Genomic DNA, 21,026 nt, shown 5'->3' on the forward strand with positions numbered 1-21,026 from the left:
GAGGGGTTTGTCGAATCAACAGTTATCAGGGACAATTTTTAGTTTGCAAACAGTAAAAAGCGATAATTTTACTTGAGTTTCAATACAGAACAAAGTCACAATAACTAATAACTGTTTACTGATTTAAAGGTGGTAATTCTTCAATAATTTTGAAGCGAATATGGTTAATTGCTAACTCACCAATAGAAATATCTTCTTTTTTGAGTCTTTCACCTTTACTCATTAAAGTTTCAAAAGAAATACCTTTACCAATCTCAATATGATACCAGGATAAGCCCATAAAAAAGCGGGTGGGATGGGCACTTTGATAACCCAAATCATCTGGGTTTGATTCCATCGGCAACCAGCCGATACTGGGAATATAGAATTCTAGCCAAACATGGTTAAAATCAGGTTCTAGGGGAATGCCTTGGTGATCGGCATAGGGTGGACATTTATACCTACCTACGGTGCGGCAAGCGATACCATTGAGGCGGCATAATGCTAGTAAAACTCCTACATACTCACCACAGGAGCCAGTACCACGCTCTAAGACAACATCGGGGGCATCTATGTGAGGTTTGATACTATATGAAAGTTGATCATAAACATAATTACGGATACTATACATTTTCCGTAACAAATTAGTTTCACTACCTACAGCAACTTTGGCGGCATCCTGAACAATTGTATTATCCATTGCTAACTCATCATCATCAACGAGATAGCGAGTTTGAAATTCCTCAGACAGTTCTGGGATATTTTCCACATCACGGGGAGTTAGACGATATTTGACACCACGAACTTCGAGAATTGCTTTCCAACCAAAAAGGTGACGTTCTCCTGGAACAAGGGTTTCAAACTTAAAAACAGCTACCTTTTGTCCGTCGATAATTTCTTCGCTGAAGGGTAAACCAACAGCTTCAACACTCACTACCCTTTGGCGATCAGTATTACTAGGTAAAGCAATCCGCCATTCGACTTCTGGTAAGTATACCTCTTCGAGGGGAGCAATTTCCTCGATGTAAGACATTTCGATGCGGTACCCGTTAGAAAGACAGCAACGAGTTTGGGGATCGTAATGATAACTCAGGGGATGAATGAAAGTGCGATCGCGGTAAGCTAATTCTTGGCTAGGATCGGCATTTGGGTTATCTCGAATAAAAGCCTCTTCCGAAGCATAAGCCACATAGATCGTTTCCTTTCCAGATTCGCTATTGCTATGTACAGCTAGACCTGTGGGACATTCAAATGGTGTTAGAATGCTAAACCGAATATCTCCGGTAGCCCTATCAAGGGCAAAAATCGTTTGTTCAACTTTATCAGCAACCCAAAGAGTTTCTTCACAAACCGCTAAATTAGCAATTCCTACACCAGGAGCATAAAATTGGGTAATTTTGCGTCGGGTTTCACAATCATAAATCAAGATTGCTCCCATTTTTTGGCAACTGACATAAACAGTTGATCCCCAAACAGCAATTCCATCAGCTTGGTAGGGCAAAGTGATAAAATGTTCCAATCCCCAAGAGTTAAACTTACATAAATAGATACTCTTACCCCTTGTTACCCAGAGCGTATCTTCCCACAAACTTATACCAGTGATATCCATGAATTCACTGGTATGGTGCGGGTTGAGAATCTTGGTATTGTCTGTAACTGGGTCAACTTGCAGGAGATAACCGCGATTTGAGTCAATGGCAATTAGCGTATTCTTGATAAAAGCGATGCCACCAAGGGCAGCAGCACAAAGAGGTCGAATTGTTCTTTGCCCAAACATTTGGCTATTCGGAAAACTAGTAAGTGCAGAACCCATAGTAAACTTGTTTATTTAACGGTTAAATCAATCTCGAAGTCAGTGAAGAGCCAGAAATAATAGGGGCAGGAAGCCGGGGAAATGACCCCTTGCTTCCTCCTCTACTGACTGAGGCTTTCTAGTATCGACTATTCTAGGAACGAGAAACTTATGTGTAGCAAAATACTTCTTGGTTGGTTTTAACCAATCATCTGGCAGGAAGTAATTTTGAGGTGTTAGTGATGACACTCACATCATACCTATTATGAATATGAATAGGTATCAACGATAAACCTAATGTAACTTTAGTTGATGGCTTTCTTAGCATCAATAAACTAGGATTAGGATCGAAATTTAAAACCATTTCCAGTAACCTATACGATGTCTGCTCATTCTCTACCCGATTTAGCCGCCAATTGGCACAATGTCGAAACCAGTAAAGCTATCGAAATGCTCTCTACAGATGCAGATAATGGCATTACTTCCCAAGAAGTTGAACAACGTTTGCTCAAATATGGGACAAATGAATTAGAAGAAACTGGTGGTCGCAGTGCTTGGGAGATTTTAGTCGATCAGTTCAAAAATATCATGTTGTTGATGCTGATCGCTGTAGCTTTCATTTCCGGGGCTTTAGATTTATTAGCTTGGCAACAAGGAACTTTAAAACCCGGTGAAATTCCCTTTAAAGATAGTATTGCGATTTTAGCAATTGTGATTTTGAACGGTATCCTAGGGTATGTACAGGAAAGCCGTGCAGAGCAAGCCTTGGCAGCTTTGAAAAAAATGTCTTCCCCCAATGTCCGGGTAATACGCGATCGCAAAGTTGTAGAAATCGCCGGAAAAGATCTAGTTCCTGGGGATGTAATGCTGTTGGAGGCTGGGGTACAGGTAGCAGCCGACGGGAGGTTAATTGAACAGTCGAATTTGCAAATCCGGGAATCAGCACTTACTGGGGAAGCAGAAGCCGTAAGTAAACGCTCAGAAATTCAATTGCCAGAAGATACATCTTTAGGCGATCGCATTAATTTAGTATTCCAAGGTACCGAGGTTGTCCAAGGACGCGGTAAAGTCGTGGTGACACGTACAGGAATGCGAACGGAACTAGGGAAAATCGCCGAATTGTTACAATCGGTGGAAAGTGAACCAACCCCCCTACAACAAAGAATGACCCAACTGGGTAACGTGTTGGTGGCTGGCTCCCTAATTTTAGTAGCCATCGTCATCATTGGTGGGATGATTCACGCTTATTTCATTGCTGGGGCAAGGGAAAATGACCTTTTCAACAGACTCCAGGAACTGGTGGAAGTGTCCCTAAGTATGGCAGTGGCAGTGGTTCCCGAAGGCTTACCAGCGGTAATTACTGTGACATTGGCACTGGGCACCCAAAGAATGGTAAAACGCCATGCCCTAATTCGCAAACTACCAGCAGTAGAAACCTTGGGTTCTGTAACTACGATTTGTTCTGATAAAACCGGGACGTTGACTCAGAATAAAATGGTAGTGCAAAGTATCTACGCCAAGAATTACGAATTTAAAATTACTGGAGATGGTTACGCACCCCAAGGAGATTTTGCCCTCAATCAAAGAACGGTTTCCTTGGAGGAACATCCGGAAGTTTCTTCCCTCTTAGTTGCTTGTGCAGTTTGTAATGATTCATTCTTACAACAGGAAAATGGAACTTGGGGAATTATTGGCGACCCCACCGAAGGGGCATTATTAACCTTGGCTGCAAAGGGTGGCATCGAAAAAGATCAGTGGAGTAGTAAGTTACCTCGTGTGGGGGAAATTCCCTTTTCTTCCGAAAGAAAGCGGATGAGCGTGATTTGCGAAGTACAAACAGTTACCAATGGTTTCTCACCTGTGGTAGATGTTGATCCAACCATCCGCGAAATTGCCAACGAAAAATATTTGATGTTCACCAAAGGCTCACCAGAGTTGATTCTGGAAAGATGCGATCGCATTGACGCGGGAACCAAGTCCTACGCCATCACATCGGAACAACGGCAGATTATTTTGGCAGAAAATGACAAAATGGCAAGCAATGGGTTACGGGTGCTAGGTTTCGCCTACAGACCCCTCCCAGAAGTTCCCCCCGATGGTGAGGGAGAAGCCACCGAGCAACATCTAGTTTGGTTGGGGTTAGTGGGGATGTTGGATGCCCCTCGCCCAGAAGTCCGTGATGCCGTCAAAGAATGCCGTGCAGCCGGAATTCGCCCAATTATGATCACCGGAGATCATCAATTGACAGCCCGTGCGATCGCTAAAGATTTGGGCATTGCTGAAAATAGCAACGATCGAGTTTTGGTCGGGCAAGAATTGCAGAAAATGAGTGATCAAGAACTGGAGCAACAAGTTGACTTGGTAAGTATTTATGCCAGGGTTGCCCCAGAACATAAATTACGCATCGTCCAAGCACTACAGCGACGTGGGCGATTTGTGGCAATGACAGGGGATGGGGTCAATGATGCTCCCGCCCTCAAACAAGCAGATATTGGTATCGCCATGGGCATCACAGGTACCGATGTGAGTAAGGAAGCCAGCGATATGATTCTCCTGGATGATAATTTTGCCACCATCGTTGCTGCCACCAAAGAAGGTCGCGTAGTTTACACTAACATTCGCCGATTTATTAAGTACATCTTGGGTAGTAACATCGGGGAAGTACTTACCGTTGCCGCCGCACCACTTTTAGGTTTGGGTGGCGTACCCCTATCACCGTTACAAATTTTGTGGATGAACCTAGTCACCGACGGTTTACCAGCCTTAGCCCTGGCAGTGGAACCCCCAGAGCCAGATGTGATGAAACGCGCCCCCTTTAGTCCTCGTGAAAGCATCTTTGATCGTGGTTTAGGCTCATACATGATTCGCATCGGGATTGTATTTGCCATTATTACCATCGCAATGATGGTTTGGGCATATCAACATTCCCACGCACCAGGTTACACAGGTGATCCAGATACCTGGAAAACCATGGTGTTTACTACCCTCTGTATCGCCCAAATGGGACATGCTTTAGCAATTCGCTCCAACAACCAACTCACAATCCAAATGAACCCATTCTCTAACTTATTTGTGTTGGGGGCTGTGGTGTTCACCACGATTTTACAATTGATGTTGGTTTATGTCGCACCACTACGGAATTTCTTTGGTACCCATGTATTAACAGGTCAGGAATTACTGATTTGTATTGGCTTTAGCGCCTTAATGTTTGTGTGGATTGAAGGAGAAAAGATTTTCTTCCGTCTCATTGGCAAGAAAACAATTTAGGAACGAACGTGGATTAAATAAAGTACAAAAGTACGGTGCTTCAAAACTTTTCGTGAAGCCGAGAAACCGGGTTTCCTTCGACTGAATACAAAAATCTTTCGTATTCCAACTGAAGAAACCGGGTTTCGTTCGTTAGTGCCTAGAAAGAAACAAGAGAGCAGCCCCCTACCTCCCCTGCTCCCCCTGCTCCCCTACCTCCCCTGCTCCCCTACCTCCCCTGCTCCCCTACTCCCCTACCTCCCCTGCTCCCCTACTCCCCTACCTCCCCTGCCCCCCCTCGCTCCCCTACCTCCCCCTGCCCCCCCCCTGCTCCCCTACCTCCCCTTCTCCCTGCCCCCTGCTTCTTATGTTCCTCCAATCCCTCCACCTCCGATATTTCCGCAATTACAAAGAGCAGTTTGTAGAATTTACTGCACCCAAAACAATCTTGGTAGGTAACAATGCTCAGGGAAAATCAAATATGCTGGAAGCTGTGGAGTTACTAGCGACATTACGTAGTCATCGGTTAGCACGCGATCGTGATCTGGTTCAAGATGGACAAGCGATCGCACAAATCAAAGCGACCCTAAAACGGGATACTGGAAATCATGACCTAACTTTAACTTTACGCCGCAATGGTCGCCGCACTGTTGCCCGCAATAGTGAGGTTGTGCGCCGGCAAATGGATTTTTTAGGGATTTTAAATGCTGTGGAGTTCTCCAGTTTGGACTTGGAACTGGTGCGTGGGGGTCCAGATTTGCGCCGTCATTGGCTAGACACTTTACTCCTTCAGCTAGAGCCAATTTATACCCATATTTTGCAGCAATACAACCAAGTTTTGCGGCAACGAAACGCCTTCTTGAAGCAGCATGTAGAAACAACCCCAGATCCTGAGCAGCTAGCCCTTTGGGATGCCCAATTAGTCGCCACAGGAATCAAAGTAATTAGAAGACGCGATCGCGCTATTCAAAGACTGGCACCCATAGCAGCTATGTGGCACGCCAATATTAGTAAAAGTACTGAAGTTCTCGAAATCAAATACTCCCCCAGCATCCCCTTTGAGGAAAGTCAGCCAGAACAAGTTCAAGAATCCTTTTTCGACAGAATTCAACAACGTACAATAGCCGAGACTCACCAAGGTACAACCCTTGTTGGTCCCCACCGCGACGAAATCGAACTAGTAATTAATCAAACACCTGCTCGTCAGTATGGTTCCCAAGGACAACAACGCACTTTGGTACTGGCTTTAAAACTGGCAGAATTACAACTAATTGAAGAAGTAGTTGGCGAACCCCCACTATTATTACTTGATGATGTCCTCGCAGAACTTGACCCCTCACGCCAAAACCAACTTCTGGACACCATCCAAGATCGTTTTCAAACCATCATCACCACCACACATCTAGGTTCGTTTGATGCACAGTGGTTAAAATCATCACAGATTCTCACAATTAATTCTGGTCAGATTCTCAGCCAAGCTATTTTTTAATCCTTTCGAGACAACCATTCCCTAGTACGTCAAGGCAGTCGGGGAAAGCAGTTTATTACTGGGCTTTTCATGGTTAAATAATGGTGTGGTTATTTACGCCGTACTGTACTAGTTCAATAGATCAAATTTCAGAACCAAGTTCAAAGAAAAATTAGTATTTATCCTGAGTACTCAAGCTGTATCAAATGAGTATAGTTGTTTAGAATATATATTATCTACTATTGTTTTTACACCAATAATAATTAAATTGGGAATAAATAATTAAACAGCCGTTAGGCAGATGGCAAATAATTTGAATCTAAATATCAACTTTTTTCGTCTTTAAGAAAGGTTGACACCACTAATAATATCTTGACTTGGGCTACTGATTATTCCCAGCATATTACTATGCTCATTTTCTATCCGCCCCAACAAGATACCATCGAAGCTAAATTAGCCTCGGTTATAAATGATAATTAATTAATAACTGATTATGAATCAATTAATTGAACGCAACGAAATTATTACTTTAGGAAAATCCTTACGAGAAATTCAACCTCAACTACTGAAACAGAATTATCAAGAAGGCGCAAAACGTATGTGGTTTCAAGGTGAAGAGCCTTATTTTGACGTTTTTTTTGAAACCCAAAATCATCAAATAACTTGGTTCCAATTTACTTTGCGAGGTAAAACTCTTTCTTGGGATAACTCTAAACCAGGATGGCAGACAGGTATTAGTAATGAGTTGAAAATCAATGATGTGAGTTTCTACGCTGCAAGTAAATTAATTGAAAATGATCCGGAAATTGACTGGGAATTTATTAAGTTGGTAAAATCTATTTTAGAAATTCAAACTCATGAAGAGATGTTTGTGAAAGCATTGGAACTTTTTGATGAGAAAACATTTCCTTCTACCTAATTCCAAAGATGGCATTGCTCATTTGATGTATGAAAAGGATTTTGCGTAATCAAAGAAATCCTTGGAAGACGCAATGTATTGCGTCTCTACATTTTAAATTCATACCGTAATTCAGCAACGTCCCAAGGATAATTATTTACTTCAAGCTAGATTTTTCAAATCGTTTAAATACATACAACACCAAAAAGGTGAAAACTCCACCAATCAACCCTAATTCCCACAAACCACACCCAGCAGCTATTCCCAAAGACGCGGAAACCCAAATAGCAGCAGCAGAAGTTAATCCATGAACTTCCGGACGTTGGGAAGTTTGGGAAGATGCCCGTAATATTTCACCAGCACCGAGAAACCCGACTCCAGCAGCGATTCCTTGAATGATTCGGCTGAGGTTATTTGTATCCAAATTTGATCCTCCGCCAGTAAGTTCCCAGGGTATAAGTGTGAATATTGCCGAAGCTAAACTAACCAGCATGTGAGTTCGCAAACCTGCTGGTTTATGTTTGAGTTCACGTTCTAAACCGATGATGGCACCAAGAATTAGGGCAAATGATAATCTCAGAGTTATTTGTAGCCAGTTGTTGGATAGAATTTGGTGAATGCTGAACAAGAAATCTAGCAGTTTAATTTGATAGGTCTAATTTTAACTGCTATCATACCGCTATGAGTAGATTTGGTACTGAAAAATAAAACTTGAGTGGATAAACTCTACTGGCTAGAAGAAATTGAATTACAAGACTACGCGAAAGTAGGAGATAAAGCTTTAAATTTGAGTAAGGCTATCCAACGTGGTTATCCGGTGATTCCCGGTTTTGTCGTGGGGGTTGGTGTTTTACGAGAATTTTTAGAAACCTTAAGTAGTTCAGAAGCATTAGTAGCTGATTTACCTCATTCTTCACTACGTTTAGATGTAGGAAATTGGCGACAATTACAACAGGTAGCTAGGAGTTTGCGTCAAGAAATTATTGCTGCCACAATACCGCAAAATTGGTTAGATCAGATTTTAGCAGCAGTAGAAGATTGGGATAGTAAACATTTGATTTTTCGTCCAACATTTGTACTACCAACGAAAATCAATTTTGGTAAAAATATTTCTGGATTGTTAGAGTCTCAGGTTTGTTTACGCGATCGCACTTTGATTGAAACTACCCTAAAACAGGTATGGAGTCAATTATTTCGCGCCCGCAGTCTGCTATATTGGCAAAGATTAGGTATCGATATGAGCCAAATCAACTTGGCTGTATTAGTACAACCGATTGAAAATGCCATCGCTAGTGGTTCCTTGGTGGCTAATTCGGAAATCTGCGAAATCCATGGAACTTTTGGTTTAGGTTTTCCCCTCAATTATGGCGAAATTATTCCCGATTACTACAAGGTTAGTTGTCGTGATGGAATTATTCTGGAACGTCAACTTGGTAAAAAAATTCTCGGATATCAGCTAGATTATAATTCTCTAAGTCCTTATTTGATAAATCAAGAACTTAATCATCAGTTTTCTTTAAGTAATGATGATTGTCAGCAATTAGTCAGCCTCACAAAAAAAATACCAATTCCAGATCATACTAATTTCAGATTTGACTGGACAATTTTACAGCATCGAGGAAAAGATATTGTATACTTAACCCAAGCTTTATTCCCCCAAACTGCTGCAAATCTTCACCTTATATGTCAAGGACTAGGAGTTGCCAGAGGTGTTGTGACTGCACCAGTTCATGTTATTACTCGTCATCAAGAAACTATTTCTGAACTAACCCCAGGTGTAATCTTAGTTGCTACAGTTATTGTTCCTGAATGGCTGCCTTTATTACATAGTTGCTCAGGTATTATCACTGAACGAGGAGGATTTACTAGTCATGCTGCAATCTTGGCAAGAGAGTTAGGAATTCCCGCAGTAGTCAATGTCTCAGGTGCGACAAATATCATCCACAGTGGGGATAGACTACTCATAAACGGTGACAGTGGAGAGATATTTAGTATCAAAAAAGGTAGTCATGGGGAACCATCAATGGAAAGATTGGAACCAGGAGTTCATAGTATTTCTGAATTAGATGTTGCAGATTTAGCTAGAGATAATTCTGTAGTTCCCTTGGGGAATGTGTATCCAACTATTGCTACGAAATTATTTGTAAATTTAAGCCAACCTAGTAGTTTAAAGACAATTGAAAATCTACCTATTGATGGAGTCGGATTACTGCGTTCGGAATTAATGACGGTTGGGTTACTTGAAGGGAAAAGTCCCCAGAGTTGGTTAGATGAAGGTAGAGAAAGGGAGTTAATAGAACGTTGGTATCAGCAGTTATTATTATTTGTGAAAGCTTTTGCACCTCGACCAATATTTTACCGCTCTTTAGATTTGCAAAGCAATGGAATTCAGTTGACGCGATCGCATGATGAATCCCAGCATAGCAACCAAGGGATATTAGGGGAACGGGGAACCTTGGGATATTTGCAGAATTCGGCAGTTTTTGAGGTGGAATTGGCAGCTTTAGGGAAATTACAGCAAAATGGATATCATAATATTAATTTGATTTTGCCATTTGTTCGTAGCGTGGAAGAATTTAGATTCTGTCGTCGTCGCATCGAACAAGCAGGATTGATGGATGTATCCCAATTTCAGTTGTGGATTATGGCAGAAGTTCCCAGCGTTTTATTTTTGCTGAGTGAATATGTCAAAGCTGGAGTTCAAGGAATTGCAATTGGTTCTAATGATCTGACACAATTATTGTTGGGAATAGATCGGGAAAAAAGTAAACCAACCCGAACCTTAGATGAACGTCACCCCGCAGTCATGAATGCGATCGCACAATTGATCCAAATGGCGCAAAATGAAAATATACCCTGTTCTATTTGTGGACAAGCACCCAGTTTATATCCAGAAATCATTGATTCTTTGGTACGTTGGGGTATCACTTCTATCTCAGTGGAACCAAATTCCATACCTCAAACCTATCATGCGATCGCTCGTGCCGAACAACGGATTATTTTGAATGCTGCGCGTCGGCAAATGATGTGATGATTTGGGAATATAGCTTGTGCTCGGCTTTGCCGTTGCTACTAGACTAGGTAGAGTTTTTCCTTGTAGCGATACCCTTCTAGAGTCTTGGATAAAAACTGAGATGCATATAGCTTGCTCAATTCGCTACGCGATCGCTTAAAATTTAGAAGTTAATATTTTTATTTTCCCAAGAGCATGTCTCAGTCAAGTTTTCAACGTGCAAATACTCTGAAAGCGGCTTTTTTGGCTTGTAATGTTGAGCCACTTGAACCAGCCGAAATGGAACGGTATTATGTCGATTTATCGTCAGTACGAAAAACTTCGGCTATTGATAATGTCAGTACAATTTTAGATTTTCAAGAAGCAGGTGATTTTACAACAATTCTATTTACTGGACATCGCGGTTGCGGTAAAAGTACCGAGTTAAAGAGAATTCAAAGTCTTTGGGAAAACAATTATCATGTTATTTATTTGGAAGCAAATGAAGAAACAGATATTAATGATGCTCGGTATACAGATTTATATTTAATTGTCATTAAACAAGTTGAATTTGAATTACGAAAATTAGGTTTAACTTTTGACGACAAGCTATTAAAAAGTTTTGAATCGTGGTTTAAAGACATTACTCAAGAAAACGAGCAAAGTGTCGAGAAATCAGTCAACGTTGATGCAGAGGCTACTCTCAGCCCCACAGCACCGTTTCTTGCTAAATTAATGGTGAAATTGCTGGCACAAATTAAAGGTTCAGACAAGCAAAAAACAACCATTCGCCAAACTCTAGAAAAAGATTTATCTCGCCTCAAATCTGATACTAATTTGTTACTGAGTGATGCCTATGTTAAATTGCGTCAGAAGTTTCCTGAATGTAAAGGCTTATTAATTATCTTTGACAATTTGGATCGAGTTCCTCCTGTAGTTGCCGAACATTTGTTTTTTGATTATGCGGCTCAGATGCAGGAATTAAATTGTACAATCATTTATACAGTGCCAATTTCGATTCTTTGCTCACCCAAAAATCCCCTGAATCAATTTGATGGCAATCCCCACATTGTGCCGATGATTAATATCTATGAGTTTGAACGGCATAAATGTGAATTGAATTACGATCAAAAAGGTTTAGATATCATAGCCAGTGTCATTGAAAAACGAGTTGATGTTGATGCCATTTTCGAGAGTCGCAATCAACTACTAGAACTAGCCAAAGCCAGCGGAGGACATGTACGTCAGTTAATGCAAATGATGCGCTCTGCATGTCAAACAGCTAGCACCCGTAAACACGCCAAAATCATGTCCGAAGATATAGATTATGCAGTTAAACAGCAACAATTTACTTTTGAGCGGTTTATTCCAGAAGAACATTATGCTCATTTGGCTCAGGTTTGTTTAACCAAAGATGTCAGCAAAGATGAAGTCGGGCAATTAATGTTATTTAATACTTCCGTGTTGGAATATAACGGCGATAAAAGATGGAATTATCCAAATCCGGTGGTGAAGCAAAATGAGTTCTTCCAACAAGCCCTCAAAGCAGCCCAGCAACCATAATAGTAGTGAAAATCAAGCGGAAATTGGCAAGTTTATCGCCACAAATCAGGATGAATTTGCAGAATTAGTGACATTTATTGATTTTGCTGAAAAATTTACACTAGGTTTTATCGAAATTAACTTTCCTCCAGATATCAACCTCTTAATTGCCGGATTACAGCAGAATTCCCAATGTCAAGAAATCCAATTTGTAATTTTAGACTTTCCTGAGAAAAATTTGCGATTTCTGCGAGATGAATTAGTAAGGCAATTAGCTGAAATTACCAAAGAAAGCAATAAAAAACTTGTTTTATTAATTCGGAATTTAGAAAAATCCATCGGTGTCTTTGGAGATTACCCACCAATTTTACAGGATTTAAACTTTGTCCGCGATTCCTATCGTCAAACCGTACCCCATCCACTTTTATTTATCTTGCCAGATTATGCGATTTCCCGGTTAGCAAAATTTGCTCCAGATTTTTGGGCTTGGAAATCAGGTTTATTCCGGTTTAAAACTACAGAATTGACAAGAGATAGGGCAATCGCTAGCACTTTGGATGCAGATACAAATATAGCCCGCTTACCAACACCAGAACAACAAGAACGTATCGATTTATTACATAGCTTGTTGATGGAATATAAACCAACTGGAGAAATACCAAATCAAGAAAATCTCCGGAATTGCGGAAATATTTTAAATGAATTGGGAACAGCATATTTAAGTCAGCATAAACCAAGCCAAGCTAGAGAATATTTAAAGGAAGCTTGGAAAATTACTCAGGAATTTTCTGATTATTCTTTGGAAATTCGAGTGATTAATCAGTTGGGTGGAAGCTATTCTCAACAACGACAGTTTGCAACAGCTCGCAGCTACCATCAACAAGCTTTAAATATTGCCAAAAAGCAGGAAAGTAATCATGCTGTTGCTAATTGCTTATTTAATTTAGGTAATGTTTCTCTAGATACGCGACAGTTTCAGCAAGCAAGAGATTATTATCAACAAGCCCTGGAAATTAAAATCGAACTTGGCGCGAGGTTTGAATCTGCTCGCACTTACCACCAGTTGGGAAGGGTTGCCCAACAATTGCGGGAATATGAGCAAGCAAGGGATTATTATCAACAAGCCCTGGAAATTAAAATCGAATTTGGTGCGAGGTATGATTCTGCTAGCACTTACCACGGCTTGGGAATACTTGCCCGAAAGTTGCGGGAATATGAACAAGCAAGGGTTTACTCTCAACAAGCCCTGGAAATTAAAATCGAATTTGGCGCGAGGTTTGAATCTGCTGGCACTTACCACAACTTGGGAATAGTTGCCCAACAGTTGCGAGAATATGAACAAGCACGGGTTTATTATCAACAAGCCCTGGAAATTAAAATCGAATTTGGCGCGAGATTTGAATCTGCTAGCACTTACGGGCAATTAGGATTACTTGCCCAAGATTTGCGAGAATACCCTCAAGCAAGGGATTATTATCAACAAGCTCTAGAAATATATATCGAATATGGCGATCGCTATTCCCAAGCCCTCACACTTTATTGTTTAGGGACACTTGCCAAAGCTGAGGAGAACTACGCAGAAGCTAGGGCTAATTTGCAGACAGCTTTGGAGATATATGTTGAGTACCAAGACGAATATATGGCTACGATGATGCAGGAGTGTTTAGAGGATTTACCGGAGTGACCTCTCCCTGGTTTGCGCTTACGCTTAAACCTGTCCCTCTCCGAGTCGGAGAGGGAAGACTTGAACGCCAGTTCAAGGCAGGGAGAGGTCATTTTAGGGCTTTGTTGGGAAGTGCGATCGCATTTTGGGTTTGTGGATTTGTAGGGAAGTGCGATGTTTTAACGATTATTCTATACCTGATGTAATTTCCTGTGCCCCATGTATAACAGCAAGCACATCAATTTGTTCGGGTTTGATGTAATAGATAATTCGATATGAACCTTCAATCACTTCCCGAATTTGCTCAGTTTCAAACTCTGGTACAATTCGACCAGATAGAGGGAAATTCACAATTTGCTGAGAACGTCTGGTTATGCGGTCGATAATCCTAGTGGCATACTGAGGTGAATTTTGAGAAATATAATTATAAATTGCTGAGAGATTTTCTACGGCTGTTTCTGTCCAAAAAACTTTCACTCTGGTAGTCCAAATTTTGCCCTAACTTCCTGTACAGAAGTTACATTACCAGCCTGACTATCAACAAGTCCAGCTTCCACAACTTGCCTAACATAAATCTCATACATAAGGTCATCCCATGTTGAGTTATCAGGTAATTTATCAATGAGCTTTCGAGCTTCTTCTTTAATATTGAGCTTTTCCATAGAGATTACAAATAAATTACTTTCCTTTTTCTATTGTAGGCTCGATTTGCAAGTCGGAATAGTGCTTGCTTCGTCAGGCTTGCAGCAGAAATCGCATTTGGGTTTTAATGGGTTTTGTGGGGTTATGCGAAGCTTGCGCGACGTAGCTTGTCCGACGCAAGTCGTAAGTCGTTCGCTTTGTGGATTATTAATGGGTTTGTGGGGTTATGCGATCGCGTTTGTCAATTTTCATCAAGATGGAGTACCTTAGCTTTCGTCTTTATAAATCTTCCCGCGATGTCCAACTTCGACAACACTTACCACTAGATTATCATCGAAAATATCATATATAACGCGATAGTCGCTGACTCTAATTCGATAAGTGTTTTCTTTGCCTTTGAGCTTTTTCACTCCATTTGGACGGGGTTCTATGGCTAAATCATCAATTTTAACTTGTATACGCTCTTGAAGTTCTGATGGTAATTTTTTAAGTTGTTTCAACGCACCCTTTAATATTTCAACTTTGTAACTCACGCAACTTCCTTTTTAATTTCTGTTCGCAGCTCCTTTTTAGCTTCTTCCCATGACATTGAATCATCAATTTTAGATGCTTCTCTAGCTTTGTTATAGGCTTTTAAATCTTCTTCTTCTTCTTCTGCTTCTATTTTTTGAAGTAGTGCATAAATATCATCTAAAGTGCTGTCATAAGATTGGTGCAACAGTATATTAATTTCTTTTATTAATTGTTCGCGTTCTTGTTCACTTTTCATTTTAAGACCTCAGTTGAGATTTAGTTGCTTGGTGGTAAATTTTTCCCATCACTTGGTTCAGTATATTGACAATAGACATTTAAGCCAATTTTGAGAATATAAAGCACAATAATAGTTGCAATTGAAGGATCAAGAGGAATTGCGGTTAAAGCCATCAAAGATGTAATTGTAGCCGTTAATAACACAGCATTTTCTGGGCTTTTGGTATAGTCGCTCAAACGTGCGCGAAATCCTTCATCACCACAAAGTTCATCTCGCACCACATCTAAGGTAGTTTGCCAGATGTTTTTGCTTCCCATTGTCGGTTTGCCGTTTTTCTCAATCCACAGTTCCTCAAAGGAAGTATCCAGGTTGCCGTTATGATGTTCTAATGTAGCGATCGCTTTGTTGGCTGGTTGATATTCTTTGAGTAAGTCGCGTACTGAATTGATTTCATCTGCGGTGAGTTGTGCGTTCATATTTTTTCAGATTTCCTGGAAAACTGCTGTAATTCTATTTAGATAAACACCCAAACCTAACTTGCAGATTATCACGAGGACGAGGTGTTGGCACCATCGCCATTTCTGGTTTATCCCCATTGACTAGTTCCCATTGATACTTTCTTATTAGTAATGCTGCAAATATTTTCATTTCTAACTTAGCAAATTCTTTACCCAAACATTCCCGTACTCCGCCACCAAATGTCATATAGCTAAAGGGTTTAGTTTTATCTTCAGCCCGATCAGGATTAAATCTCTCCGGCTCAAAGCTATCTGGCTCAGTATATATACTTTCATCTCGATGTGTCCTATTTACCTGATATAAAACTGCCCAACCTTGAGGAATTTGATAACCATTGAATTCGCAAGTTTGAATAACTTCTCGGAAACCACCACCAACTGGAGGAATCACTCGCATTACCTCTTTGAGAACTTGTTCTAGATAAGTCATTTCTTTGAGACTTTCCAGAGTCAGAGGTTGACTAAAGTCAAAATTTTGTTGTTCAGTACGCACCTTAGCCATAACATCGGGATGCTGTGCTAAGAGTAAACAGAAAGAAGCGATCGCAGATGTTAATGTTTCATGTCCAGCAAACAGTAATAACAATACCTGATCTTTCAGTTCTTTGATGCTCAACTTACTACCATCTTCATCTGTCGCTTGGAGTAACAACCCCAAAGCGTCTTGGCTAGAAGCGGTTTGTTGTTGACTCTGAAGAATAATCTGCTCTATCTTCATCAACAGTTGTTCTCGTGCATGTAAAGCTTTACCAAATTTAGTCCAAGGTAAATTTATCGGGAGACTAAATAACCCTTCAGAGAACTCTTCAAAGAATTGTCCAATTTCGTCATCACTTGCTGTATCTGTACCAATCAATAACTTGCAAGCGACATCAAAAGTATATTTCTTTAATTCTGGATACCAAGTTAAATCCCCAATTTTTTCCCATTTTTGCAAATAACCATGGGTAATTGCCTCCATCCCACCAACATAACCTGACAAAGCCCTAGGTTGAAAAGCTTGAGATAGTAACTTTCGTCGTTGTAGGTGTTCACCACCTTTTTGTATAGCTAAAGAGGCTGCACCTAGTAACTCCTTAGTCGTTTTAGGAAAACTACTGGTAAAATAGGTATTTTCATTGGTGAGTAAAAAACGATTAGCATCTGCACCAATGACAACTATAGTTGGACGACCAAATAAATGGGTTTTGTAGAGATTTCCATACCAATTTTGGCGCTTTTGTGAGAAACTGCGATCGCGTAAAAAGTCAATCGTCTCACCAAGCAACGGTAAACCTAACTTGCCAGGAGGTAAAGGTAAATTTTTAGTAGATGACATAACCGCCTGCCTCAAAACAAATTAATCTTTAACTTTAATAATCTATCACCTACGGTAATTGGCTTTGCCATCAAGTTATTTAACGTATTTAGAAGGATGTAGCTTTAGACCAAAATTTTCGGTATAAAAACTTCAGGGACAATCAAACATACAATAGACTTGTCTACAAATTCAACTCTAGTACGATTCGGGGCAAATAAAGCTACCATACTCTACGAGAAGCCGCTACCCTAGCGGGAACGCTAAGGGCGAACGCGTCTATGAAATGGCTAAAAAGCTTATAGAAATGTCTTTATTCCTTCTGCCGATCTGTACTAGTCAAATCCTTAATCCTTGATTGTCCAAAAAGTTATGAATCGAGCTTTTCGCAAATATCACCGTACTATTGCTATGATCGTTTCTCTACCCTTAGCGATTACCGTTTTAACAGGTATGGCTACCACCATGGTACAACAATGGTCATTCAGCTTTGGGATTTCCAGATCTATAATTTTGCAGATTCATACAGGTAAAATCTTCCATTTGGAAGGTATTTACCCGATTTTGAATGGATTAGGGCTAATTGGACTACTTGTTACTGGTTTGACTATGACAGGTTTATTTCGTGGAAAAGCGAAAAAACCAAGTTAGTGGACAAAGGCTACAAAAAAATATGCCAGTTGCGGAGGTGCTAAGGGTATCGAATTTACATAGATGTGTGTTAATAATTACATCTATAATTTGATCTAAAAGCATCGCATGAATTCAATTACCGCTCAAGAACTCAAAGAATACAGATTACTTCTATCTGATTATCCAGATAATACTGCTTTAGACGGACTTAATGCCGTGGAACAATGCCAGGGTAATCTAGAAGATGCTTTGGCGTTACTTGTAAATCAAAGTGGGACTAGACAGTTACTGCAAATCGAACTGGATAATCTCGCGCAGATGTGCCGTAATGCAGTTTGTAGTCAACCCACCGAAGACTTTATCGGTTTACTTAATATTGTGTCGGGATTTTTACCACCTCCGGCATCTTTGGCGGTTCCAGTGGCGTTGTATATTATCAAACTTGGTGTTCGTAACTATTGCCAAATCTCAAATCCCGGCAGCAAATAACTATAATTAGGCATAGCTCTTTGAACAAGAAAAAAGCTTGTTTGGAGAGCTTTTAAAGTGATTTAACATCGGTTTTATTTAGATGTGTGCAAAAGTTATTCCACGATTAGGAAAAAATTTTCATACTTTAGATAGATGATGCGATCGCATCTGCTCACAAGGGCTAGCTATGAGCCAAAAACTCACAAAATAGAGCTTAAGAGTGATTTGGGAAGTTTAGTTTTTAATCGTTTTTACCATAAGCAACTCAAACTACCAACATTTATCGGTATCTACTATTTCCAGTTGGTAATTAGGCAAAAAAAATCAGTACACTAAAATGAGTTGCTTACTCCTACTCGTGGCACAATTACATCAATGTCTCAACAATCTGCAAAAATCTGTATTCTCGGCGGGGGTTTTGGTGGACTCTACACCGCGTTGCGCCTGAGTAAACTTCCCTGGGAAGGCGACAAAAAGCCGGAAATTGTCTTGGTAGATCAAAGCGATCGCTTTTTATTTTCGCCCCTACTTTATGAACTACTTACAAGAGAGTTAGAAACCTGGGAAATTGCCCCTCCCTTTGTGGAGTTGTTGGCAAATACAGGTGTACGTTTTTGTCAAGGTACTGTTGCCAAAGTAAATATAGAGCAGCGTCTTGTTCACCTTCAAGATGGTAGTGATATTAGTTACGATCGTTTGGTTTTGGCATTGGGTGGAGAAACACCGATGGATTTGGTACCGGGAGCCGAAGCCCATGCTTATCCTTTCCGTAACGTTAACGATGCCTACCGTCTCGAAGAACGCCTGCGAATTTTAGAAGAATCCGAAACGGATAAAATCCGCATAGCAATTGTTGGGGCTGGTTATAGTGGCGTAGAATTGGCTTGTAAGTTAGCGGATCGATTAGGCGATAAATCTCCGGATCGCTCACGCGATCGCGCTCGGCTACGATTGGTAGAATTAAGCGATAAGATCCTTGGTACTTCACCGAAATTTAACCGCGAAGCTGCAACTAAGGCTTTAGAAGCAAAGGGTGTATTTATTGATTTGGAAACCAAGGTAGAATCTATCAGCCAAGATAGTATGTCTTTGGAATATAAAGAGCAAGTTGACACAATTCCTGTTGAATTGGTAATTTGGACGGTGGGAACCCGTGTGAGTCCGGTAGTGCAAAGTTTACCATTTCAGGTAAATCAACGTGGACAAATTCAGGTTACATCCACCATGCAAGTTTTGGAACATCCAGAAATCTTTGCTTTGGGAGATTTAGTAGATTGTCAAGATGCTGAAGGACAAAAAATTCCCGCAACTGCACAAGCTGCTTTCCAGCAAGCTGATTATACTGGTTGGAATATTTGGGCAAGTTTAACAAATCGTCCTTTATTGCCTTTTAGATACCAATATTTGGGAGAAATGATTACATTAGGTGTAGATAATACCACCCTTGCGGGTTTGGGAGTTACTCTTGATGGTCCTTTTGCCAATATTGCCCGTAGACTGGCATATTTATATAGGATGCCAACTTTGGAACATCAATTAAAAGTTGGTTTTAATTGGTTAACTCGTCCTGTTATTGATCTGCTTTCAAGCTAGTGGTGAAATACAAAGAGAGACGCGACATCTCGCGTCTCTACGAGATTACAGGTATTATTTGTGGTTTTTCTGCTTTTCTAACTCCAACAAAATCTCCTGGTGTGCTTCTCGCGTGATGGGATAAAAGTAAGTTAGTATGAGTCCGATGAATAATGCGATCGCAGGTAGCGGAGAAATGAAGAAACGAATGACTTGCAACACTGAATCTGGTTGAATTGGTACTAAAATATCTTTGGTTGGTTTAATATATCCTGCCCAACCCAAACTTTTTAGCATGATATCAATGGCAAAACCCAAGGAAATTTTTTGGATGAACACAGCAAAGCTGTAAAAAACCCCTTCTCTGCGTTGTCCTGTTCTCAGTTCGTCCAATTCAATTACATCTGGTAACATGGAAGCAGGAATCAGGTAAGCAGTGGAAACCCCAATACCAGCTATTACACATAATCCATACAAAAATCCAACTTCACCAGGTTGTAAAAAATATAATCCGATTTGGGCAATTAACCAAGCGATTGTTCCCATCATATAAACAGCTTTTTTCCCAATCCGACGACTGATGTAACTCCACACAAATAACATCACCATTGCCGTACCTTGAATGGCTAAAAAAACAAGACTCACATGCAGTTGGGGTAAGCGCATCCAACTGACAATAAAATAAGGAACAATTCCAGCAGTAAGTTGAAAAGATAGCCCAGAACACAAATAGATTCCAATTACGTAGAGAAAAGGAATATTTGTCAAGGTAATTCGTAACTGCTGTAAAAATGGTAAAGAAATAGATGCTTCCGTTTCGGGGTTGCGACTCTTCATATATTGAGAGCGTTTTCTAGTTCCCCATACACACCAATAGATTGGTAAGATAGAAATCGTAGCGCATACAGCCCCAATAGTTAAAGCTTGTAAAACTCGATCTTCACGGAACATCGCCGTAATCGTCAGAGTAATAGCGATCGCTAAAACACTACCAGCTATTGAAAATACATATCGAAAACCATTTAGACGAGTGCGCTCATCATAGTCCCTGGTGAGTTCGGCTGTTAGAGTGGTGTAAGGTAAGTTAACAACAGTATAGAAGGTATTAAATAAGATCGAAGCTGCCGTATAGTAGCAAAATAGACCAGCTTGACTAAAATTTTGCGGAACAATCCACTGAATAAAAAAGAAGAAACCGAAAGGAACAGCACCCCAAATCATCCAAGGGTAACGTCGTCCCCATTTATTTTGAGGATGATTTTTATCACTTAATACTCCAACTAACGGATCATTAACGGCATCCCAGATTTTACCCAAAGATTGGGTACTCCCCGCCAAACTGGGACTTAAACCTGCTACATCGGTGAGGAACATTGATGAATAGGATATCCCAATCATTGCAGTAATTGCTGTCCCCATGTCCCCAGCCCCAAAAGCCAGTTTTGTACTAAGATTTAATTTGCTTTCTGGAGGATTGCGATCGCTCAATCTATCTGATGTAGAATCACCCATAACCTTTTTATTCTATGATAGAGAGCTTGCCATCCAATATTGCTGATTTC

General features: G+C 40.5%; 20 protein-coding genes. 11 read left to right on the top strand and 9 right to left on the bottom strand.

Annotated elements, in window-relative coordinates; all coding sequences use genetic code 11:
* Positions 1 to 115: 115 nt before the first annotated feature.
* Positions 116 to 1,792: a transglutaminase-like domain-containing protein gene (locus tag CAL6303_RS04410; protein ID WP_015196629.1), complete on the bottom strand. Its 1,677-nt coding sequence runs from the start codon at positions 1,790 to 1,792 to the stop codon at positions 116 to 118.
* Positions 1,793 to 2,152: 360 nt separating this feature from the next.
* Between CAL6303_RS04410 and CAL6303_RS04415 the strand changes: the two genes are divergently transcribed.
* The 3 genes from CAL6303_RS04415 to CAL6303_RS04425 all read left to right on the top strand — a co-directional run bounded on the left by CAL6303_RS04415 (position 2,153) and on the right by CAL6303_RS04425 (position 7,404).
* Positions 2,153 to 5,038: a cation-translocating P-type ATPase gene (locus CAL6303_RS04415; protein WP_015196630.1), complete on the top strand. Its 2,886-nt coding sequence runs from the start codon at positions 2,153 to 2,155 to the stop codon at positions 5,036 to 5,038.
* A 346-nt stretch (positions 5,039 to 5,384) separates the two neighbouring features.
* On the top strand, positions 5,385 to 6,506 hold the full coding sequence (gene recF / locus CAL6303_RS04420; RefSeq protein WP_015196631.1) for a DNA replication/repair protein RecF: 1,122 nt from the start codon (positions 5,385 to 5,387) through the stop codon (positions 6,504 to 6,506).
* Positions 6,507 to 6,978: 472 nt separating this feature from the next.
* The gene (locus tag CAL6303_RS04425; protein ID WP_015196632.1) at positions 6,979 to 7,404 is read left to right on the top strand and encodes a hypothetical protein; all 426 of its coding nucleotides are present in this window, start codon (positions 6,979 to 6,981) and stop codon (positions 7,402 to 7,404) included.
* Between the two features lie 136 nt (positions 7,405 to 7,540).
* Here CAL6303_RS04425 and CAL6303_RS04430 read toward each other — a convergent pair whose 3' ends face one another.
* Positions 7,541 to 8,011: an MgtC/SapB family protein gene (locus CAL6303_RS04430; protein WP_015196633.1), complete on the bottom strand. Its 471-nt coding sequence runs from the start codon at positions 8,009 to 8,011 to the stop codon at positions 7,541 to 7,543.
* Between the two features lie 87 nt (positions 8,012 to 8,098).
* On the opposite strand from CAL6303_RS04430, the gene CAL6303_RS04435 reads away from it, so the two are divergent.
* The 4 genes from CAL6303_RS04435 to CAL6303_RS04445 are packed head-to-tail and all read left to right on the top strand — an operon-like array spanning position 8,099 to position 13,601.
* On the top strand, positions 8,099 to 10,414 hold the full coding sequence (locus CAL6303_RS04435) for a putative PEP-binding protein (RefSeq protein WP_015196634.1): 2,316 nt from the start codon (positions 8,099 to 8,101) through the stop codon (positions 10,412 to 10,414).
* A 19-nt stretch (positions 10,415 to 10,433) separates the two neighbouring features.
* Positions 10,434 to 10,556: a hypothetical protein gene (locus CAL6303_RS31370; protein WP_255348446.1), complete on the top strand. Its 123-nt coding sequence runs from the start codon at positions 10,434 to 10,436 to the stop codon at positions 10,554 to 10,556.
* A gap of 35 nt (positions 10,557 to 10,591) precedes the next feature.
* Positions 10,592 to 11,938, top strand: a complete 1,347-nt coding sequence (locus CAL6303_RS04440; protein ID WP_015196635.1) for an AAA family ATPase — start codon at positions 10,592 to 10,594, stop codon at positions 11,936 to 11,938.
* Positions 11,895 to 13,601, top strand: coding sequence for a tetratricopeptide repeat protein (locus CAL6303_RS04445; RefSeq protein ID WP_015196636.1), 1,707 nt, complete (start codon positions 11,895 to 11,897; stop codon positions 13,599 to 13,601). Before CAL6303_RS04440 ends, CAL6303_RS04445 begins: the two co-directional genes overlap by 44 nt.
* 165 nt (positions 13,602 to 13,766) lie before the next feature.
* Here CAL6303_RS04445 and CAL6303_RS04455 read toward each other — a convergent pair whose 3' ends face one another.
* Both CAL6303_RS04455 and CAL6303_RS04460 read right to left on the bottom strand, forming a co-directional pair.
* On the bottom strand, positions 13,767 to 14,057 hold the full coding sequence (locus CAL6303_RS04455; protein WP_015196637.1) for a type II toxin-antitoxin system RelE/ParE family toxin: 291 nt from the start codon (positions 14,055 to 14,057) through the stop codon (positions 13,767 to 13,769).
* Complete coding sequence (locus CAL6303_RS04460; RefSeq protein WP_015196638.1) at positions 14,054 to 14,242, bottom strand: hypothetical protein; 189 nt, start codon at positions 14,240 to 14,242, stop codon at positions 14,054 to 14,056. The genes CAL6303_RS04455 and CAL6303_RS04460 overlap by 4 nt, the downstream gene beginning before the upstream one ends.
* A 124-nt stretch (positions 14,243 to 14,366) precedes the next feature.
* On the opposite strand from CAL6303_RS04460, the gene CAL6303_RS31375 reads away from it, so the two are divergent.
* Positions 14,367 to 14,492, top strand: a complete 126-nt coding sequence (locus tag CAL6303_RS31375) for a hypothetical protein (RefSeq protein ID WP_255348447.1) — start codon at positions 14,367 to 14,369, stop codon at positions 14,490 to 14,492.
* Here the strand turns inward: CAL6303_RS31375 and CAL6303_RS04465 are convergent.
* From CAL6303_RS04465 to CAL6303_RS04480, 4 genes are read right to left on the bottom strand one after another with little or no spacing between them, the layout of a single operon-like run.
* Positions 14,489 to 14,755 (bottom strand): type II toxin-antitoxin system RelE family toxin, encoded by a 267-nt coding sequence (locus CAL6303_RS04465; protein ID WP_015196639.1) that lies wholly within the window; start codon positions 14,753 to 14,755, stop codon positions 14,489 to 14,491. The genes CAL6303_RS31375 and CAL6303_RS04465 overlap by 4 nt on opposite strands.
* Complete coding sequence (locus tag CAL6303_RS04470) at positions 14,752 to 14,991, bottom strand: hypothetical protein (RefSeq protein WP_015196640.1); 240 nt, start codon at positions 14,989 to 14,991, stop codon at positions 14,752 to 14,754. Before CAL6303_RS04470 ends, CAL6303_RS04465 begins: the two co-directional genes overlap by 4 nt.
* Positions 14,992 to 15,011: 20 nt before the next feature.
* The gene (locus CAL6303_RS04475) at positions 15,012 to 15,449 is read right to left on the bottom strand and encodes a hypothetical protein (RefSeq protein WP_015196641.1); all 438 of its coding nucleotides are present in this window, start codon (positions 15,447 to 15,449) and stop codon (positions 15,012 to 15,014) included.
* A 34-nt stretch (positions 15,450 to 15,483) separates the two neighbouring features.
* Complete coding sequence (locus tag CAL6303_RS04480; RefSeq protein WP_015196642.1) at positions 15,484 to 16,809, bottom strand: cytochrome P450; 1,326 nt, start codon at positions 16,807 to 16,809, stop codon at positions 15,484 to 15,486.
* A 351-nt stretch (positions 16,810 to 17,160) separates the two neighbouring features.
* Between CAL6303_RS04480 and CAL6303_RS04485 the strand changes: the two genes are divergently transcribed.
* From CAL6303_RS04485 to CAL6303_RS04495, 3 genes are all read left to right on the top strand, one after another.
* The gene (locus CAL6303_RS04485) at positions 17,161 to 17,439 is read left to right on the top strand and encodes a hypothetical protein (protein WP_015196643.1); all 279 of its coding nucleotides are present in this window, start codon (positions 17,161 to 17,163) and stop codon (positions 17,437 to 17,439) included.
* Positions 17,440 to 17,547: 108 nt separating this feature from the next.
* Complete coding sequence (locus CAL6303_RS04490; RefSeq protein ID WP_015196644.1) at positions 17,548 to 17,910, top strand: hypothetical protein; 363 nt, start codon at positions 17,548 to 17,550, stop codon at positions 17,908 to 17,910.
* Positions 17,911 to 18,267: 357 nt separating this feature from the next.
* Complete coding sequence (locus tag CAL6303_RS04495; RefSeq protein ID WP_015196645.1) at positions 18,268 to 19,485, top strand: NAD(P)/FAD-dependent oxidoreductase; 1,218 nt, start codon at positions 18,268 to 18,270, stop codon at positions 19,483 to 19,485.
* A gap of 54 nt (positions 19,486 to 19,539) precedes the next feature.
* Here the strand turns inward: CAL6303_RS04495 and CAL6303_RS04500 are convergent, their stop codons facing one another.
* On the bottom strand, positions 19,540 to 20,976 hold the full coding sequence (locus CAL6303_RS04500) for an MFS transporter (RefSeq protein WP_015196646.1): 1,437 nt from the start codon (positions 20,974 to 20,976) through the stop codon (positions 19,540 to 19,542).
* Positions 20,977 to 21,026 lie beyond the last annotated feature (50 nt).

Source organism: Calothrix sp. PCC 6303 (genome assembly GCF_000317435.1).
Classification (GTDB): Bacteria; Cyanobacteriota; Cyanobacteriia; order Cyanobacteriales; family Nostocaceae; genus PCC-6303.

Excerpts from the sequence above, each read along its gene's own strand:
- CAL6303_RS04410 (WP_015196629.1), bottom strand. The coding sequence starts at position 1,792 with ATGGGTTCTGCACTTACTAGTTTTCCGAATAGCCAAATGTTTGGGCAA.
- CAL6303_RS04415 (WP_015196630.1), top strand. The coding sequence starts at position 2,153 with ATGTCTGCTCATTCTCTACCCGATTTAGCCGCCAATTGGCACAATGTC.
- recF (WP_015196631.1), top strand. The coding sequence starts at position 5,385 with ATGTTCCTCCAATCCCTCCACCTCCGATATTTCCGCAATTACAAAGAG.
- CAL6303_RS04425 (WP_015196632.1), top strand. The coding sequence starts at position 6,979 with ATGAATCAATTAATTGAACGCAACGAAATTATTACTTTAGGAAAATCC.
- CAL6303_RS04440 (WP_015196635.1), top strand. The coding sequence starts at position 10,592 with ATGTCTCAGTCAAGTTTTCAACGTGCAAATACTCTGAAAGCGGCTTTT.
- CAL6303_RS04445 (WP_015196636.1), top strand. The coding sequence starts at position 11,895 with ATGAGTTCTTCCAACAAGCCCTCAAAGCAGCCCAGCAACCATAATAGT.
- CAL6303_RS04460 (WP_015196638.1), bottom strand. The coding sequence starts at position 14,242 with ATGGAAAAGCTCAATATTAAAGAAGAAGCTCGAAAGCTCATTGATAAA.
- CAL6303_RS31375 (WP_255348447.1), top strand. The coding sequence starts at position 14,367 with ATGCGAAGCTTGCGCGACGTAGCTTGTCCGACGCAAGTCGTAAGTCGT.
- CAL6303_RS04470 (WP_015196640.1), bottom strand. The coding sequence starts at position 14,991 with ATGAAAAGTGAACAAGAACGCGAACAATTAATAAAAGAAATTAATATA.
- CAL6303_RS04475 (WP_015196641.1), bottom strand. The coding sequence starts at position 15,449 with ATGAACGCACAACTCACCGCAGATGAAATCAATTCAGTACGCGACTTA.
- CAL6303_RS04480 (WP_015196642.1), bottom strand. The coding sequence starts at position 16,809 with ATGTCATCTACTAAAAATTTACCTTTACCTCCTGGCAAGTTAGGTTTA.
- CAL6303_RS04485 (WP_015196643.1), top strand. The coding sequence starts at position 17,161 with ATGAATCGAGCTTTTCGCAAATATCACCGTACTATTGCTATGATCGTT.
- CAL6303_RS04490 (WP_015196644.1), top strand. The coding sequence starts at position 17,548 with ATGAATTCAATTACCGCTCAAGAACTCAAAGAATACAGATTACTTCTA.
- CAL6303_RS04495 (WP_015196645.1), top strand. The coding sequence starts at position 18,268 with ATGTCTCAACAATCTGCAAAAATCTGTATTCTCGGCGGGGGTTTTGGT.
- CAL6303_RS04500 (WP_015196646.1), bottom strand. The coding sequence starts at position 20,976 with ATGGGTGATTCTACATCAGATAGATTGAGCGATCGCAATCCTCCAGAA.